Below are 19,179 nucleotides of genomic sequence, written 5' to 3'. Positions count from 1 at the left end.
GTTTGATACTGCCACGACTTAGAAGAAGCTACTACGCGTAACCACGAAAATTAGCCATAAGTATAAGAACGAATACATAAAGTCTACAGCGACCTCATCGTAATCGATGCGTTGTTGCAGGTAACCTGTTTTTCGTTAACGCCTTAGCTTAACCCTACAAGTCAGGCCATTTAGATGCGCTACATGCCATTTTCTCTTCTACAACTTTACGCTTTTCATATATTGGCAAGCGTTTCACGTGTCTGTAATTAACGTATTAAAGAAAATAACTAATCTCGTTCAGGGTACAGCAAATTGCAGACCAACAGTGTGAAAATTTTGCAAGTTCGGTGCAAAGTTTACATTGTTTAACAACAAAGAGAAGGTAAACACGCTTTTAATCAGTTGCTTATGATTAGGTTTAGGGGTTGGGCGCGTTTACTTTGTTGTGGGAGTTAGTAGCTAGATTGCCAGATCAGTTGTCTAATTAGGGCCAGGAACTGATAAGAAGTAGAGGTGATAAATAAAGTACAAGCGATAGGCCCGATCGTGTGTTGCCATTTTGAAACACGATATCCCTCTGAAAATATTGACTTTATTTACGAACAAAAAAAAGCCTGGATAATATCCAAGCTCTTAACGGCAACTGTTGCTAAATTCATACAGGGCTTATATCCCGTGACGACGAATCTACTACGCTATTTGGTAATTTAGACCATCCACATCAGAGGTAAGACTTTTGAGGTGACGTCGGGCCATACGCCTACCCTGCCCATAACCTCTCAATAACTTCTTCTTATCCATAGTAAGTCGTTTAACGCAGAAAGCTTCATCCGGTGCTATTACTCGAATGATGCAGTCTCTTGGTGGGTTATTGAGAAAATCAAGGGTTTCATTATAAATTGCTGCACGCTGAAGCATCTTTTCTAGAATGGCGGGCTGGTCTCCATACATCTTCTGCATTAACCAAGTTGATTTAACTTCAGGCTTGGTAAATCCAAATGGTTGAGAAAGTATTACGGTAATGTCCCTAGCGCCCATGTTATAAGCCCTAATTGCAGGTATTGCATCTGCAACTCCGCCATCTAAATAACGCGTGCCGTTAATGGTTATTTCATCTCGATATGCAGTGGGTAACGCACAAGATGCTACCATCAGTTGATCTACATTATCTTCCGTGGCCTGTACATACTCACATTCGCCTGACTCAGCATTCGTAATTCCCACGTACAAGGGCATGCTGCTCTTTTCACCTGGAGCAGGAATATTCATTGATTGTTTTGAGTGATGCCATAACCAATGAACATCTGTCATATGCCCCCCTTTTATGAATCGAAGCGGGCTGAAGAACTCTCGCTTGGTTGCATATTGGGTGATAATAGTTTTACTCAAACCTTGCATTTTAGAGACGTAAGTCGACAGGTTTGTCGCCCCAGCGGACACCCCTAGCGTAAAATCAAAGGGGTAATAGTCTTGCTCCATGAATTTATCTAGGACGCCTGCCGCAAATATTCCACGCATAGCGCCGCCTTCAACAACTAATGCACTTTTCATCTGTTCTCTCCCTGTAGATACATTCACAACCTTCTGGTACGACCACTGTCGGTAACAACTATCCTACAAGAGAATCAAGAGATATGCCAAGAAGAAAAAACCGCGAACAAGGTCGCGGCTTTTAAATTGTTAACACTGAGACGTTAACTAAATTTTCTGATGAGCATTTATTTCATCGTTACAGTCAACATGGGTGCATTACCATCGGGCCCGGCAACCTTAAACTCATACAGGCCAGATTCAGCGATTTCAATCATCAAATTGTTATTGCTTGCGCCTAAAATTTTAGGCTCACCTGGCATCACGATATTACTCGCTGCATCATTAGGATTACCAAGGTTTACCGTTGACCAATCTTCAGAGGCAACTTTAAATTCGATGCTACCTGCACTTAACTCGATGTCGGCGGCGTATACACCCTCTCCTTGATATTCAAACATATCTACTGCGCCCCAACCGTTCATACCACCGCGGATATAAACTTGGGTGTCTCCCCAAAATGCTTCTTTAAATACACCAATGGTAGGGGCATCTAAGTCAGTCACGTTGAACACAAACACATAGCGATCAGCAGTTTCAATGTTTAGAACAAGGTTATCGTTCGTCGCAGCCAACCCAAGGGTTTGACCTGGCGCTAAGTTACGGTCGGCATCGTCGGCAGACAAAGCACCAAAGTTCACTGTGCTCCAGTCTTCAGACGCAACTTTAAACTCGTAAGTGCCAGGCTCAATATCTCGAGCAAAAGTATAGATACGACCACCTTGGTAAGAGAACTCATTGTCTGTACCCCACCCGTTCATTGCACCACGAAGGTACACAGGGGTTCCAACGTAGGGTTCTTCGTTTTCAACCATTAATATAGGCGCTTCGCTGTCTGATGCATCGATGGTAAACAGGTATGTCGCACTGATATCAGGTGTAAACGACAAATTAGTATTAGTGCGAGCAAGTACTTTCTCTTCACCTGCTACCACCAACCCTTCTTCACCTTCGGCAGCACCAAAGTTCACAGTGCTCCAATCTTCAGAAGCGAACTTAAACCCGTAAGTTACACCCCCTTCAAGCGCAGCAGTAGCCGTATATACACCGTCACCTTGATAAGTAAATGCGTCATCCGTTGACCAACCGTTCATGTCTCCACGAAGGTAAGCGACAGTGTCGCCGTAAGGCACAACGTCAGGTGCGCCAGATGTTGCATACGCTGATAGACCATAACCTTGAGCGCCAGACTGTGGCTTAACGAACACGGCAATAGTAAGTGCAGGTACAGTAAAGGTACCGTTACCGTCTTCACCCTCAACAAAAGTAGCACCACGTACCGCGGCATCAACCGAATTCATTTGTGTAGCGTGAAGTAAAAAGCCGGTTGCTGTATTTACAGTGATAGATTTCTCTTCGTAACCCGTGTTAACGAGTACCATCACCGCATCGTTCATCATATCTAAGTCTTGACGAGGTACTTCGCTGTTAGATGATACACCGTCGTCGATACTCATAGCGATAAGACCACGCTGTTGGCGTGCGCCGATATTGTGAAACCCAATACGGTCGATAATCTCTTCTGCAGTGGTTAACCTAAACAATGGGCTCGTCATTCGAATGTTGAGCAATTCTGCAAACACATCAGAGGCAAACATAATATCAGCCATAGACGCTGCTCGATTCGGGTTATAAATAAACTCCCCCATTTCTTCCCAACGGGCTTCATTGTCTTGTGCTAACGGTAACCCTACATTCCAGTTATTAGTCTCGTATGTGAAATCTACATAGTTAAACCAGTCACCCGAGTCGTAGGTGTTTCGGTCCATTGATTTAGAGCGAAGCATGTCGCCGCCCATTTGTAGAAATGGAATACCCTGAGACACAAGGTTGATGCCCATAGCCACATTTTGTGCGCGCACTCGCTGCTCTAGCGTGATGTCCTGTGGAAGCGTGTAATTTAATTGGTCCCACAAGGTTTCATTATCGTGTTTAGACACATAGTTAATGATGTCTGCCGGGTCTTCTGCATAGCCGCCCAAGTTAGTCGTTGCACCGGCACTGCCCGAAGAAGTTTCCAATACATAGTCTTTAAGCGTTCCAATCATGCCCATTTTTACACGGTCTTGAGCACTTAACAGCCCATCATCTTCGGGTCTGAATATAGCGCCCTGACGAATGGCTTCACGAATGCGATCGTTATAAGTACCAATTTCAGTACCGGCCATATTGAGTTGGCTGGCTTGCTCGTAACCGCGGTCTATTTTGGTCCAACCCTCGCCATAGAAGTAGTTGTCTTCATCAATAGCTTGAACAGCATCACGAAGGCGTACCATGGTATCCTTGGTCGCTTGGCTCATGATGTCAAAACGGAACGAGTCATACTTATAGTGTTCCGCCCACATAAGTAATGAGTCTTCCATGAATTTTTCCATCATGACATTGCGTGGCTCTGTGTCATCGCAGCAGGTTTCGCGCACTATCGCTCCAGTGTCCACTTCGTAACGGTGGTAATATCCTGGTACAGCTTTGTCTAGAACAGACTTACTGAAAACACCAGATGCATTGGTATGATTATAAACCACATCAAGTGCAACACGCAGGCCCATTTCATGAAGCGCTTGGATCATCGCGCGCATTTCTACAATACGCTCAACACCTTCTGCACTAGATGCATAGCTACCTTCAGGTGCATTAAAGTGATGAGGATCGTACCCCCAGTTGAACGTATCCAGATTGCGTAAATCATTAGTCAACTGCTGAGCTTTACCCGCTTGTGATAACGGGTCGTAAGCGTTGTATACGTCAATCAACAATGCGTCCGAGCTTTCTTCTTCACATACCGCAGCACTGCTATTTAGGCGACAAAGTTTTCCCACTGTATCGTACAAGTCAACAGTGTTGGTTGGGTCTTCGTCAATGGTTGCAATGTCATTGGCCGGAAGGATATGGAAATAGGTTAGCCCTGCTTCTACCAACTTTTTAAGGTGTTCAACCGGTGCCGTTCCCTCTTCAGTAAAGGCAAGGTATTTCCCACGATTTTCTTCAGAAGTAGACATATCACGTACGCTGAAATCACGTATGTGACCTTCGTAAATAACCGCGTCTTCATAATTTTCTACCGTAGGAATGGTGTGAGTATCCCACCCCTCAGGTTTTAAATCTTCATCGGCAAGGTTTACAAAGCGTGAGAAACGACCGTTTGTGCTAAGCGACACAGAATATGGGTCTGTTACAAGCAGGGTTTCTACGTTACCTGTAATAGGGTGATATACCGTAACTTCATAGCGATAAAGCTGACGGTCTAGCGACATATCGCTTTCATAGCGCCATATGCCTGACACATCATCACGTACCATATCTATACGCTGACTTAACGTTTTATCATCGTTATAAAGCAAAAGGTCGACATTCGAAGCGGTAGGCGCCCACAGCGCAGCGGTAATACCTTGGTCTGTATAAACCCCGCCAAGTTGTGCCTCGTCGGCATCATCTTCACCCATGGTGTAAAGTGCATCAATTGCGTTTGCCAATTGAATACCGGTTGCTGCTACAAGTGCACCATCTGCATCATATCCTCCAACGACCGCTTGTGTCGTCAGTACAGTTTTCGCATCTTCAACAGACCAGTCTCCTTCCCACGCCTGCATCGAAGATAAATGCGGTGCGCGAGCAGATTGCTCTTCGGTAAGTGTTGTACTCATTAGCGCTACTTCATTACCATTGATACCCTCTTCTAGGGTGCTCTGTAAATCAGCCTGAGCTGAATAGTGAAGTTTCACTTCTGATACAGTTTCGGGAACATCCCATAAAATGGTGTTTGCATCTAACCAATGGGCACCAAAGCCTTCTATATCAACCGGCTGTGGCCCAAGCGACATTATGGGAAACTCAAAAATTGTTGGCTCGCCAGAAAGGGTAAAGTTCATTCGCACAAAAGTTTCATCGTCTTGTACTAATGAACCTTGGAAGTCACCTCCCCCTAATTCTTTACCTGCATCATCAGTACCTTTGTGAATGATGAAGTTATGACAGCTTCCGTAATCGTCTTTAAGGTCTAAGATCCAGTACGCACCATAGTTCGGATCGATGCCGCTATGAATACGGCCGTTTGCCCAATCCGTGTCTGCGTCAGCATAAGCATCACACTGGTCATTGTTCCAAGTATGTAGTCGCCAACCTTCATAGGCGGCGTCGTTACTTGAGTTATCCGCGTCTACTGCAGCGCGGTTATAGTAAAGCACAGCTTGATTAGATGAGGGGGTGAATACAGGTGCCGGTAAACTTGGATCCGCGCCCGCTTCACAGGCATCGTTTGCATCGTTCGGCACTAACGGTGCGTCACATTGAATAGGCGGTGGTGGCTCGCAGGCCGTTCCTGCTGCATTAGGTACATTGGGCACTTCACAAGTAAGCAAATCGTTTGTGCCTGACTCTACGCCAGAACCCCCGCAACCCGTTAGTGTATAAGCGCCTACTAAAAGTAACGCTGCGCGCACTACTTTCTTTTTAGTAAACATAAAACTCTCCTGAATATTTTCGCTATTTCTGGCAACCGAACGTTTATGTGCATCGTCAAATAAATTACCTAAGATGTTGTTTTTCATAGTTGATATGTCATCCCTAGGTAATATTGTGTGCCAAAGTACTGAATAGTGCCGGTTTGCTCTTCTGATGCGAAATAGCTTTTGGTTGGCTCATCCGTTAGATTGTTTACTTGGAACAGAACGCTCCAATTATCGTTAATTTCATAAGACGCTTGGTAATCAATGACCAGTTCGTCATCAAAGTTAACAACCTGATCGTTAACCGCTACTTGCTGAGATACGAAGGCATCGCGATAGCGACTAGACAGGCGGGTTTCAAACCCTTCGTATTCCCAGAAAACGGTTAATGTGGCTACATTTTCAGAAAGCCCTGGTAAATTAGCGGCGTAAACGCCATCGCCGAGGGTGCGCTGAATTTCACTTTCCGTATAAGAGTAGCTTGCGCTAACCCCTAAACCTGACCATAGCCCAGGTAACATGCTGTAAATTTGCGTGTAGGCGACTTCTAGTCCTCTAATGTAGCCACCTTCTGCGTTATTTACCGCAGTGCTATAGCTACCATTTTCTGTAGGCACTGTCACAAAGATAGGATCGCCGTTTTCATCCCTTGCTAGTTCGGCTTCTTGCCCGGTAAATTCTGGGGTTAAATAGACTGGAACACTTACGTTGTCTGGAATGACTATACCGTTTGCTTCAAAGTCATAAGGTTCTATTTCAATGTCTTCTACAAACGACTCGATGTCTTTGTAAAAGCCCGCCACAACCAAAGCCCCTTCTGTATCTGAGAAGTAATATTCCCATGACACATCGTACTGTGTTGCGTAAAACGGTTCTAGGTATGGACTATTGCGGGCATTACCACTGACTCTCGCTGTTGGGTTTGAAAGCGTGATTTCGCCTGAGTCTCTGTCTTGGAACGCAGTAACTGTTTCAATAGTGGTAGACGCATTCGCAGCAAAACGGTTAATTGGCGCTCTCCCCATTACTTTTGCTGCTGCTACTCGAAGCTGAGTATCATCAGTAAGTTTAAAGTTCAGGTTAATAGAGGGCAGTACATCTGAATACTCGTGGCTAATTAACGCTGGACGATAAAAATTATTGATGAGCCCTACGTCATCTGTAATGTTTTGCGCGCCTGCTGTTGGGTCGCTTACCTCAACTGACGTACCCGTTTCCAAGTCTTGAATAAGCTGAGTAGCACGCTGCAGTGTAGTTGAGCTTTGCTTGCTTTTAACGTATCTAACACCGACATTACCTGTAACAGGAATACTGCCAATTTCAGTGTTAATATTTGCCATTAAGTAAGCCGAGTTTACGGTTTCAAATACATCACCGCTTTCTTGTAGTGTCCACGCTGTAGCGGGGCCTGTTCCTGGGCCATTAATAACGCCCGCAACTCCAGGCCCCCATGTTTGAACAGGCACCGGCCTACCTTCTGGGAACCAGGCATTAAGTGCACTGTTTAAATCGACTGATAAATAGCTTGGGAAATATCCAAAGTCACCGCTCCAATCAACTTGTTCAACCATGTCTGACGTTAAACGAAGTGGCGGTTCACTAACTGAAAAGGCACTGTCATTACCGTATTCAAAGACAGAGCGATCGTTGTTGTATTCCCGATCTGAATAACGATAGCCAAATTCAAGACCAGAAATGATGGGTACGTCTACGTAATACTGGAAGTCGACACGGTATGCATCTAGCTCATCTTTGTTTTCAAATGGATAGATACCGTACTTGCTCACCATGACCCGGTCTAAATCGGTAAAGGCATCGGTTTGGTTAAAACCAATATCAGGCAGATTTAACCCGTTCAATAAATAAGATATTTGAACGTTTTCATCAAACACTGGGTTCGCAACTGTCGCATCTTCGCCTACAAGCGACCATAACAAGCCGTTTCTAAAGTCACTTTCAGCACTTGAGCGAGATACGTCAAACTGAACCGATAAATCTGGAGATATTTCCCAGCTAGCATTAACACCTAAGTTAGTAACACTGTCGAAGTCTTGATTGTCGTCGTTTACCAGTTCAACTCGGGTGAAGCTATTGTCTGTACGAGAAAAAGTACCGCCAACGACGCTGTTGTTAACTACAACCGGGTTAGTAATACCCGCGTTAATACCGCCTAACTTAACGCGAAATCCCCGAGCAAATGCTTCAGAATCAAATTTTGAAATGAAGGCATCAGCTTTTAAGGTGAACGTATCGATAGGCGCCCATTCAAACGCCGCTACGTAGCCATCGCGCGTTTCTTCACCGCCTTTGTGCTGCATCTCAAAACCTTCTGAGATTAGCTCACAGTTTGGACAATCTGCCGGGCCATCGGTATCCCCTTCCAGGCCATCAACATCTACCTGACCGTTATAAGCTAACCCGATGAACTGCGTAGAAACGCTTGGCTGGAATAGACGAGCATAGCCCAATGATACACCCAGGGTGTCGTCTAGGAACTTACCTTGATAAGAGAAGCTCAGTCTATGACCGTATTCCGTAGCATCGCTTATTTCGGAGGCTCTATCGTTATACATACCACGCATGTTGGCGCTAAACTTATGCTGCTCTTCAATGGCAAGTGGTGATGCTGTTTTTAGTTCTACCGTACCCGCAATACCGCCTTCAATTAGCGATGCCTTGGGAGATTTATAAACCGCAGCCTCGCTAATAAGCTCAGACGGATATTGGTCAAATTCAATAGCGCGACTTCCGCTCGTGGATACCTGCTCCCTACCGTTTAACGTAGAAAAAACAAAGTCGCCTGATAAACCGCGAATATTGATTTGCGCTGCTTGTCCGCCGGTACGCACTGCCGAGATACCCGGCAAGCGGGTCAGAGCATCGGCCATAGATACGTCGGGAAGCCCGCCAAGGTCATCTGCAGATATTTGCTCAGAAACCGTGTCAGAGAAACGCTTTTGATTTAGTGATTGAATTAAGCTGGTACTGAAACCACGTACTTCGATACGCTCTAAGGTATCTTCTTGCGGTCGTTCAACTTCATCTACGGGTGAGTCTGGTGATTCTTGAGCATAGAGCGGCTGCGCACTAAACGCGACCCCACTAGTGATCAAGGCCGCCATTATAGTGCTGGGTTTGAATGTATTCATTGGTGTCCCATCCTTGTTTATTATCGACATTTTTAGGAATACCACACCCAAAAATGCCTCTTATGGTTCAACACCAAATACTACTGGTTTGTATAAAAAGGGAGCAATGCTATGCATACGTATTCATTTACATATGCGCAACATAAATTTAATGAATCATGATTTTTTGGCAATTTAGTTAACACTTTATTATCAGAAATAAAAAAGCGGCCATATGGCCGCTTTATAGAATGCGCGTTTATTTACCTCGCTAATGCATTAAAAATACGCTAAATAATATAGAAAATCTTCGAATAACCTACTTCATTGAACGCTTGTACTTCGCAACCATCCCATTTATGTAATCGTCATGTGAAGGCAATTTAGCAATAGGCTCTCTTTTAAGTTCTAGCAGCTTTGTTAACATTTGATTTAATTGTGCATCGGGTACGCTATTTACTAAGCCATGGTAATCCTTTGGCATTACACCCTGCCCGTATAAAACTTGAAGCCAAGAACTTTCAAGGAAAAGATCGTTTTGCTCCCTTTGAAGAACACCATTATCTTTAAAAAGTTCAATCTTATGGGCTAAAGAGTCAGGCAGCGTGATGTTGCGCATATCGTTGAAGAAGGCGCTGTCCGTTCTTTCATTTACTACATAGTGTAATACCAAAAAGTCTCTGATTTGTTCGAATTCGAGTTCTGATTGTTTGTTGTATTCGTCAATTAGGCTCTTTGTCACACCATTGTGCGGAAATAGCTGAATTAAACGCACAATTGCTGATTGAATAAGATGAATGCTAGTTGATTCAAGAGGCTCTAGAAATCCGCTTGATAGGCCTACCGCTACCACGTTTTTATACCATTGCTTTCGCCTTCTACCGGTTGTAAATTTTATCAGCTTTGGATCGCCCAGCGGTTTCGTATCTAGGTTTGATAATAAAGTGTCACAGGCTTGGTCATCACTTATATAGCGAGAGCTATAAACGTGACCGTTACCATTTCTATGTTGTAATGGAATTCGCCACTGCCACCCTGCATCGTGTGCTATGGAGCGCGTGTACGGTGCGGTGTGTTCGTGCCTTTCTGACGGAACAGCCAGCGCACTGTCACAGGGTAATAAGTGAGACCAGTCGTCATAGCCCGCCCCTAAAGCACCTTCAATCAACAAGCCTTTAAAACCGGTGCAATCTATAAATAAATCGCCATCAATGACTTCTCCACTTTCCAGGTGCAGCGCTTGTATATATCCGCTGTCATTACAACGTTGTACTCTTGAGATCTTACCCTCTACACGCACTACGCCCATTTGTTCACTTAGCTTTCGCAAATACTGCGCATACAGACTGGCGTCAAAATGGTATGCAAACGGAAGTTCTAAAACGGGATCTTTTGCATTAATTTGGGCGAATTTTCCCGCTTCAGCAGCGAGATAATTAAGATCATAATCCCACAAATCGTTTTTTAAACCTTGTTGGCGAGCCTTCACCCAATAGTGATGGAAATGACAAAATGCCATGCTTCTGCCAGGCGCTCCAAAGGTGTGATAGTAACTTTCTCCTCTAGTCTTCCAGTTCTCAAAACGAATGGCGAGTTTAACCGTAGCTTTAGTGTCGTGAATGAACTGAGCTTCGTCTATACCCAATACTTGATTTACGAGTCGAATTGGAGGAATGGTTGCTTCCCCAACACCAACCGTTCCTATGGCTTCAGATTCAACAAGCGTAATTTGAATAGCTTGTCCAAGCAGCTTCTTCAAAAGTGAAGCAGCTAACCAACCGGCGGTACCGCCTCCTGCTATTACGACGCGATTTATAGGTTTTGTATGAGGGGTAAGCATAAACGTCTCGAATTTATCAGCTACTATTAACGATTTTTCTTTATACAAAAAAAGAAAAGCCACCGTTTGCTTTCTTTTAGCATAAGCTAAAACAAAAAGCAGCAGGTGGCTTTACACACACGAAGTGATTAGAACTTGTAGTTAAAACCTAACAAGTAGTTTGTTCCGTAAGTCTGGAACTGTGTAATTTGGCGACCGTCAGCAGCAGATGCTTGAATGTCGTCCTCGTCAGTCAAGTTCTGTGCTTGAAGCGTTACACGCAAACCTTCTAGATAATCGATACCAGATTCACCGAAGTCATAACCAATCTGCGCATCAACAAGCGTTCCACCTTGCTTAGTTGCATCAACTAACGCAAGACTTAAACCGCGCTCTTCTGTCAAGTATTGATCGCGCTTCGTTGCCGCTAAACGGAACTCGAAACCGTTGCTTTCGTAGAAGAAAGTCATGCTGTAAGACTCTTCTGAAAGGCCTGGAATTCTTGTTTCACTTTGACCCGGCGCTGCATCAACTTCACCGTCCATGAAGGTAGCACTTGCAAATAAGCCAAAACCTTCTAGCGATTCATGTACAAGGTCGAATGGTAGCGAGCCCTGTAATTCGTAGCCACGTACAAAGCCTTCAAAACCGTCTAGCACACTGCCTACTTGTCCTTCGAACAACACAGGCGCTTGGCCTTCAGAACCTTGATGAAGGTCTGGAATATAGAAGTCAGTAAAGTCAGCAACTAGTGATGTACTGCGGTGCCAGTTTTTAATATCTTTATAGAAGAAAGATACTGCAACGTAACCGGTATCAGCGAAATAGTTTTCATAAGCCAAATCAAACTGGTTCGCTTCAAGAGGACGAAGCTCCGGGTTACCAGCACTACCACTCCAAGGACCGTTTTCAATGTCTGTACTTTCAATTTGGTTATCGTTGAATGAGAAAGTCACCTGTGTATTCGGGCGCATATCGTCCATACGCGGACGAGAAATGACTTTACTTAAACCTAGGCGTACAAACTGTCCTTCTGCAACTTCAGACTGACAAGTTCAAAGTTGGAAGCACATCTGTGTAGTCAGCACCGCCGCTAATTGGATTAGCAATAGTGTAACCGTCGGTATCTGATGTAGTTGAGAAACCTGTAGACTGCTGGTCTGCGTTTACAACTTGAACACCTACATTACCGCGTACCCAGATATCACCGAACTCCATTTCCAAATCTAATTTGGTGTAAAGCGTAATGAGTTCTTCGTCTACCGTATAGGTATCACCTAGGCGATCATTTTGAACACGGCTGGCATCACTTTCGATGTAATATCCGCTTTCATATAAGCCTAACGAGTCATACGCTAAAATGCCTTCGATACCGATGAAATCTAGATTTGTTACACCTAATACATCTGGAATTGCTGCATCGCTTGGATATGTAGGAGCCGTTAAATAAGCACCGTTGTTATCTTTAGATTTTGAACGGTCAGAATAAACAACACCTGCCGAAAGACCTGTAACCACACCCCAATCTACATAACCTTTAAGGTCGAAGCGCAATGTATCAAGCTCTTCTTCGAAAACAGGTTGGTTTACGAAGCCGTCTTGACCATCAGACTCTAATAGAGGTGGTGCACCCCATGCTTGTGGACCGGCTAATGTGATAAGTGCTGGGTCAGTTAAGTCAACTGGCGCAATAGTTGGGTGGTCTGAGAACATAACACCGGTAGAGGTCATTTCCCAACTGCGAGCAGTAAGAGGGCGACCTTCTGTGCCTGCACGACCAACACCTGAGTAACTTTCTACGTCAATGATTTCTTTTTCTACTTTACCTGTAGAGTAATCAACTTCCAGTGCCCAAGAATCATTAATTTGGTACTCAGCGTTAATACCTACAGTGGTTAGATCAGCTTCCTGTCGGCGAGCATCGTTTCGCACAACACTGTAGAAACCGTCAGAGTATCCACTGGTAACAAGACCGTCTTCAACACCAGTGATGGTATAAGCACTTGTACCCCACTCTGCACCACCTTCTTCAAGACCACGACGAACGTCGTCTTCAACGAAATCGATGTAAAGCGCATCAAGTTGAATATTTAACTTATCCGTCGGTGCCCACTCAACAACAGCTGCAAAAGAGTCACGTTCAAGCATTGCAGAACGTTGGAAAGAGTCATGTCCACCAAGTACAACCGTATCTTCTGGTACCTCTACAGGGTCAAGAGCACGGCGCTCATTATCAAAATTGATACCAGCATAACCCCAGCCACGGAACTGTTGCTCTTGACGAGGTGATTCCATTGTTGCGACGGTTAATGCTAAACCAATTGTATCGTCTGCGAATTGGTCAACAAAGTTTACAGAGACGCGGTGTCCATCATTATCGAAATCAGGATTCGGAGAATCTTCAGCGTTCTTCTCGAATGTACCGTTTACGGTAAAGGTGCTTTCTGCTGTAAGAGGCTTAACGGTTTGAAGGTCAATTGAACCGCCGATGTTTTGCGTGGTCATGCCCGCTTCCGGTGTTTTGTATACCAGAATATTTGAAATAATTTCCGTAGGATAAAGGTCAAACTCAACCCCACGGTTGTCACCCATACCCAAAAGCTCACGGCCGTTTAAAGACGTTCCAACGTAATTTTCGTTAAAACCACGGACCGAGATACCACTTGTACGACCGTTGCGACGCTCACCAGTAACACCTGGTAGACGTGCAATTGATTCTGCAATACTTGTGTCTGGAAGCTTACCGATATCTTCAGCTGAAAGCGCTTCAACAATAGACGTGTTGTCCATTTTAATCGCTTGAGCACGTTGTAGGCTGCCGCGTATACCGCTTACTTGAATAACTTCTAGATTAGCTTCATCAACAGCATCTGTGTTTGCTTCTTGAGCTAGTGCAGGTGCACTACCAAACGCCATACCGCCTGAAATAAGCGCAGCTTTTATTAGGTTGGGTTTAAATTGTTTCATAAAACGGGTGTCCCATACGGTTATAGTTGTTGTCTTTTTGTTGTTCTTATGACAAATAAATGACAATACATCTCACGGGGACAATGCTATAGATGCCCTAGGTTTTGCACAATTGCCTGCATACGTATTCAATAAAATTTATGCAACACAGTTTTAACAAGTCACCAGGAAATAGTGATGTAATTTTACAACATATACCGTACTCAACCGTCCGTATGTAAATTTTTTATGAAATTAAATTTCATGCATACTGCGTATTTATGCTTATAAAAAGAGATGCAAGCGGGGTCGATGCTAAGTTTAATAAAGTATAGAAAGGAAATTGAACGCGTGAATTCGTAGCCTATAGTATTAGCCAAATCATAAAAAACTTATTCTACAGTTTCGTGTAAAGGGCAGAAATGCTCAAACAAGAAAGCCCCGTAAAAACGAGGCTTTCTAGAGGTAGTAGCTAATAACGGCCTACAAATTTTTAATCAACACCGAATCCACATTTCTCTGCGGCTTGCTTATAAGCTGAGGCAAAGTCTTTCCCCATTTGTATAAAACTTTCACTGGTATAGTGCCAAGGGTCATCGCCATATGAGTATGTATCAGAATTAGACATGTAAGTAGCGCAACTGTCTGACTCAACAAAAAGCTGCTGCGCTAAATGCACCCTTGCTATGTAGGGCATGATATCTTCTTCGCCCATTTCGGAATCGGTGATTTTGCCAATAACCACAGGCAAATCATCTTCCCTAAGTGCAGCACGGAACAAGTTCATCATAGTTGTTAAATTGGTAAGGTATGCATTGGCTGACGCTTCGCTTGCGTGTGCATCTGCTTCACCTTGCATCCAAATAATACCCATAGGTTTTAACGTGTCTGACTTGCCATCGCCATTGATATCACTAACCGCGTAGGCGTTTTTAATAGTCTCTAGTGCAAAATCGTACTGGTTAAGACCTCTGCCTTCAGTAAAATTCGGGTACCAGTTACTGTAACCTGTGTTAAGCGCAAGGCCAGTTCCCCCTACCGCATACTTTATAATGGCAATTTTTTTGTTTGGGTATTGCTGCTGTATTACGTTCGCAAAGGTTAATTCAGCTCCGAATCGCTCTGAAAGCGTATTGATTTTGCCATCCGTTTTAAAACCTGTACCGTGGCCTGGTTGAAGTCTATTCCACTTCCCTACACCGCCGTTGTCTTGATTATCGAAAACCCCATTTCCATGAAAAATCATCACGTCTTGTTCTTTTGCTAAATTGTTTGGCAGTTCAGACACGTATCCATAGCCATCCATATTGGATTGCCCTGCCATAAAAAAAGTCAGGTATTCATCAGCTATAGCTGAGCATGACAATAAGGAAGCGAAACAAGCTAACGCAGTTTTTTTCATAAAAAAATCTTCATGTTATTCGGTTGGTAAAAATAGAGTACGTATAAACGCTATCTTAACAAGGTGAATACGTTTGCAAGCAATTTAAAGCAACACACGTTTTAATACAGGTATAAAAAAGCCCGCTTAAAGCGGGCTTTCAAACATATTAATAAGCGTTAGCTTACCAACCTGTAGTTTCGCGAAGCGCCTTGCCGATTTCAGCAAGTGAACGTACTGTTTTAACGCCTGCGTCTTCTAGTGCTTTAAATTTCTCATCAGCAGTACCTTTACCGCCTGCGATGATTGCACCAGCGTGACCCATACGCTTGCCCGGAGGAGCAGTAACACCAGCAATGTAAGAAACAACTGGCTTAGTTACGTTCTCTTTAATGAACGCAGCCGCTTCTTCCTCTGCAGTACCACCGATCTCACCGATCATTACGATAGCTTCAGTTTGAGGATCGTCTTGGAACATCTGAAGGATGTCGATGAAGTTAGAACCAGGAATTGGGTCACCACCGATACCAACACAAGTAGACTGGCCGAAACCTTCGTCAGTAGTTTGCTTAACCGCTTCGTACGTAAGTGTACCAGAGCGAGAAACAATACCTACTTTACCAGGCTTATGGATGTGACCAGGCATGATACCAATTTTACACTCTCCAGGAGTGATAACACCTGGGCAGTTTGGACCGATCATGCGAACGCCTTTGGCTTCTACGTATTCTTTAACGTAAAGCATATCTAGCGTTGGAATACCTTCAGTAATACATACGATTAACTCGATACCTGCATCTGCTGCTTCAACGATTGAATCTTTACAGAAAGGCGCTGGTACGTAGATAACTGTCGCAGTCGCGCCAGTTGCTTCTACAGCTTCACGTACAGTATTGAATACTGGAAGACCTAGGTGCTCAGTACCGCCTTTACCTGGTGTTACACCACCAACCATTTGCGTACCGTAAGCAATTGCTTGCTCAGAGTGGAAAGTACCCTGACCGCCAGTGAAACCCTGACAAATTACTTTAGTATCTTTATTAATTAATACAGACATTATTTGCCCTCCGCTGCAGCAACAACTTTCTGCGCTGCATCAGTTAGCGATTCAGCAGCAATGATATCTAGACCAGAGTTCGCTAGAACGTCACGGCCAAGCTCTGCATTGGTACCTTCAAGACGTACAACTACTGGTACTTCTACGCCAACTTCTTTAACCGCACCGATAATACCTTCTGCAATCATGTCACAGCGTACGATACCACCGAAGATGTTAACCAATACCGCTTTAACATTGTCATCAGAAAGGATGATCTTAAATGCTTCAGCTACACGCTCTTTAGTAGCGCCGCCACCAACATCTAGGAAGTTAGCTGGCTTGCCGCCGTGTAGGTTTACGATGTCCATTGTACCCATTGCAAGGCCAGCACCGTTAACCATACAACCTACGTTACCGTCTAGTGCAACATAGTTAAGTTCCCACTGAGCAGCGTGAGCTTCACGCGCGTCTTCTTGTGAAGGATCTTGCATGTCTTTAAGCTTAGGCTGACGATATAGTGCATTACCATCGATACCAACTTTTGCGTCAAGGCAGTGTAGGTTACCGTCAGTTTTAATTACTAGCGGGTTAATCTCGATAAGCGCAACGTCAAGCTCTTCAAACATCTTAGCTAGGCCAAGGAAAATTTGAGTAAATTGCTTAATTTGAACGCCAGAAAGACCAAGAGCAAACGCCATCTCGCGTGCTTGGTAAGGCTGAGGACCTACAATTGGGTCGATTTCAGCTTTAAGGATTTTCTCTGGCGTTTCTTCTGCAACAGTTTCAATCTCAACGCCACCTTCAGTAGATGCCATAAATACAACGCGACGGGTTGTACGGTCAACTACTGCACCAAGGTAAAGCTCGTTTGCGATATCTGTGCAAGATTCAACTAGGATTTTGCTCACAGGCTGACCGTTTTCGTCAGTCTGGAAAGTCACCAAATTTTTGCCTAGCCAGTTTTCAGCGAAAGCGCGAATGTCGTCTTTGTTTTTAACTAGCTTTACACCGCCAGCTTTACCGCGACCGCCCGCGTGTACCTGACACTTAACTACCCACTCTTCACCGCCGATGCGGTCAGCCGCTTCTACAGCACCTTGAGCAGTGTCTGCTGCGTATCCTTCAGAAACAGGCAAGCCGTATTCTTTGAATAGCTGCTTACCTTGGTATTCATGCAAATTCATGGTGTTTCTATCCGATTTTTAGTAAGACAAAAGCCGCAAATGCGACTTGATTAGTTTGACTGATATTATAGGGCAAATATCAGCGTTGCGTTAGGCGCCATGCTAGCATACACAAGCTAAACGCCTAACCACAATTCCGTGAGACGAAAGTCTTATACGTCTAGAAGTAGACGTGTTGGATCTTCAAGCATCTCTTTAACGGTTACCAAGAACCCTACTGATTCTTTACCATCGATAATACGGTGGTCATAAGAAAGCGCTAGGTACATCATTGGTAGAATTTCTACTTTACCATTAACAGCCATTGGGCGGTCTTGGATTTTGTGCATACCAAGAATTGCGCTTTGTGGCGGGTTAATGATTGGTGTAGACATTAGTGAACCAAACACACCACCGTTGGTAATTGTGAAGTTACCACCTTGTAGTTCAGCCAATGACAGCTTACCGTCACGACCTTTAAGTGCTAGTTCTTTAATTCCTTTTTCAACACCAGCCATGCCTAGTGTATCAGTATCTTTAAGTACTGGAGTCACAAGGCCGCGTGGTGTAGAAACAGCAATCGATACATCGAAATAGTTGTGATAAACAATGTCATCACCGTCGATTGACGCGTTAACTTCTGGGAAGCGCTTAAGTGCTTCAGTTACTGCTTTAACGTAGAAAGACATAAAGCCAAGACGAATGCCGTGACGCTTTTCGAAGCTTTCTTGATACTGTTTACGAAGGTCCATAATTGGCTTCATGTTTACTTCGTTAAACGTTGTAAGCATTGCCGTTGAGTTCTTCGCTTCAAGAAGGCGGTTAGCAATCGTCTTACGAAGACGTGTCATAGGAACACGCTTCTCGGTACGGTTACCCGTTGGTAGTTCTGCCGGTGCAGACTCTGCAGCAGGTGCAGCCTTCGCAGCGCTATCGCCGCCTTTAAGGTACTTTTCTACGTCTTCTTTTGTGATACGACCGTTTTTACCTGTGCCCTTCACCTTAGCTGCGTCTACGCCTTTTTCAGCAAGTAGACGGCGTACTGACGGGCTTAGCGCATCGCTGCTGTCGCCATCATCACTATCAGCACTTTCGCTTGATGCTGGTGCAGAAGCGCCGCTTGCAGCACCTTCTACAAATTTAGCAATAACTTCTTCAGCTGTAACAGTAGCGCCTTCTTCTGCGATGATTTCAGCAAGTGAACCGTCTGCAGGAGCAACAACTTCTAGTACTACTTTATCAGTTTCGATATCAACCAAGTTTTGGTCGCGAGAAACGGCTTCACCTACAGCTACGTGCCATGTAGCGATAGTAGCGTCAGCAACTGACTCAGGAAGTACTGGCACTTTAACATCTGAAGTTTTACCAGATGCAGCCGGTGCTGATTCAGACTTAGACTCTTCTTTAGATTCACTGTCAGCTTTCGGCTCAGATGGAGCAGCAGCGCCACCCTTCTCTAGTTTAGCAATCACTTGCTCGCCTAAAACTGTTGCACCCTCTTCGTTTAGGATCTCACCAATTGTACCGTCCGCTGGCGCCACAACTTCTAAAACTACTTTATCAGTTTCAATATCAACCAGGTTCTGGTCTCGTTTAACTGCGTCACCGGCCTTTACGTGCCAGGTTGCAATGGTGGCATCGGCAACTGACTCAGGTAGAACCGGAACTTTTATCTCAATTGTCATT

8 protein-coding genes and 1 pseudogene are annotated in these 19,179 nt (G+C 44.4%); all 9 read right to left on the bottom strand.

Features of this window, described 5'->3' with window-relative positions; genetic code table 11:
• Window positions 1-672 precede the first annotated feature (672 nt).
• On the bottom strand, window positions 673-1,533 hold the full coding sequence (locus ACYX4W_RS12940) for a patatin-like phospholipase family protein (protein ID WP_476073459.1): 861 nt from the start codon (window positions 1,531-1,533) through the stop codon (window positions 673-675).
• Window positions 1,534-1,700: 167 nt separating this feature from the next.
• Complete coding sequence (locus ACYX4W_RS12935; protein WP_476075474.1) at window positions 1,701-6,032, bottom strand: alpha-1,6-glucosidase domain-containing protein; 4,332 nt, start codon at window positions 6,030-6,032, stop codon at window positions 1,701-1,703.
• An 83-nt stretch (window positions 6,033-6,115) separates the two neighbouring features.
• Complete coding sequence (locus tag ACYX4W_RS12930) at window positions 6,116-9,166, bottom strand: TonB-dependent receptor (RefSeq protein WP_476073458.1); 3,051 nt, start codon at window positions 9,164-9,166, stop codon at window positions 6,116-6,118.
• Window positions 9,167-9,464: 298 nt separating this feature from the next.
• Window positions 9,465-10,985, bottom strand: a complete 1,521-nt coding sequence (locus ACYX4W_RS12925) for a tryptophan halogenase family protein (protein WP_476075473.1) — start codon at window positions 10,983-10,985, stop codon at window positions 9,465-9,467.
• Window positions 10,986-11,113: 128 nt separating this feature from the next.
• A pseudogene (locus ACYX4W_RS12920) lies at window positions 11,114-13,931 on the bottom strand (TonB-dependent receptor).
• Between the two features lie 472 nt (window positions 13,932-14,403).
• Window positions 14,404-15,312, bottom strand: coding sequence for a sialate O-acetylesterase (locus tag ACYX4W_RS12915; protein WP_476073457.1), 909 nt, complete (start codon window positions 15,310-15,312; stop codon window positions 14,404-14,406).
• Between the two features lie 163 nt (window positions 15,313-15,475).
• Window positions 15,476-16,348 (bottom strand): succinate--CoA ligase subunit alpha, encoded by an 873-nt coding sequence (gene sucD, locus ACYX4W_RS12910; RefSeq protein ID WP_025255209.1) that lies wholly within the window; start codon window positions 16,346-16,348, stop codon window positions 15,476-15,478.
• Window positions 16,348-17,514: an ADP-forming succinate--CoA ligase subunit beta gene (sucC, locus tag ACYX4W_RS12905; RefSeq protein WP_025255208.1), complete on the bottom strand. Its 1,167-nt coding sequence runs from the start codon at window positions 17,512-17,514 to the stop codon at window positions 16,348-16,350. Before sucC ends, sucD begins: the two co-directional genes overlap by 1 nt.
• 152 nt (window positions 17,515-17,666) lie before the next feature.
• Window positions 17,667-19,178: a 2-oxoglutarate dehydrogenase complex dihydrolipoyllysine-residue succinyltransferase gene (gene odhB, locus ACYX4W_RS12900; RefSeq protein ID WP_476073456.1), complete on the bottom strand. Its 1,512-nt coding sequence runs from the start codon at window positions 19,176-19,178 to the stop codon at window positions 17,667-17,669.
• Between the last annotated feature and the right edge of the window lies 1 nt (window position 19,179).

This window comes from Alteromonas sp. ABH4_454, assembly GCF_056311775.1.
The sequence above is the reverse complement of the archived record's forward strand: the minus strand, read 5'-3'. Positions and strand labels throughout refer to the sequence as shown.

Excerpts from the sequence above, each read along its gene's own strand:
- ACYX4W_RS12915 (WP_476073457.1), bottom strand. The coding sequence starts at position 15,312 with ATGAAAAAAACTGCGTTAGCTTGTTTCGCTTCCTTATTGTCATGCTCA.
- ACYX4W_RS12940 (WP_476073459.1), bottom strand. The coding sequence starts at position 1,533 with ATGAAAAGTGCATTAGTTGTTGAAGGCGGCGCTATGCGTGGAATATTT.
- ACYX4W_RS12935 (WP_476075474.1), bottom strand. The coding sequence starts at position 6,032 with ATGTTTACTAAAAAGAAAGTAGTGCGCGCAGCGTTACTTTTAGTAGGC.
- sucD (WP_025255209.1), bottom strand. The coding sequence starts at position 16,348 with ATGTCTGTATTAATTAATAAAGATACTAAAGTAATTTGTCAGGGTTTC.
- odhB (WP_476073456.1), bottom strand. The coding sequence starts at position 19,178 with ATGACAATTGAGATAAAAGTTCCGGTTCTACCTGAGTCAGTTGCCGAT.
- sucC (WP_025255208.1), bottom strand. The coding sequence starts at position 17,514 with ATGAATTTGCATGAATACCAAGGTAAGCAGCTATTCAAAGAATACGGC.
- ACYX4W_RS12925 (WP_476075473.1), bottom strand. The coding sequence starts at position 10,985 with ATGCTTACCCCTCATACAAAACCTATAAATCGCGTCGTAATAGCAGGA.
- ACYX4W_RS12930 (WP_476073458.1), bottom strand. The coding sequence starts at position 9,166 with ATGAATACATTCAAACCCAGCACTATAATGGCGGCCTTGATCACTAGT.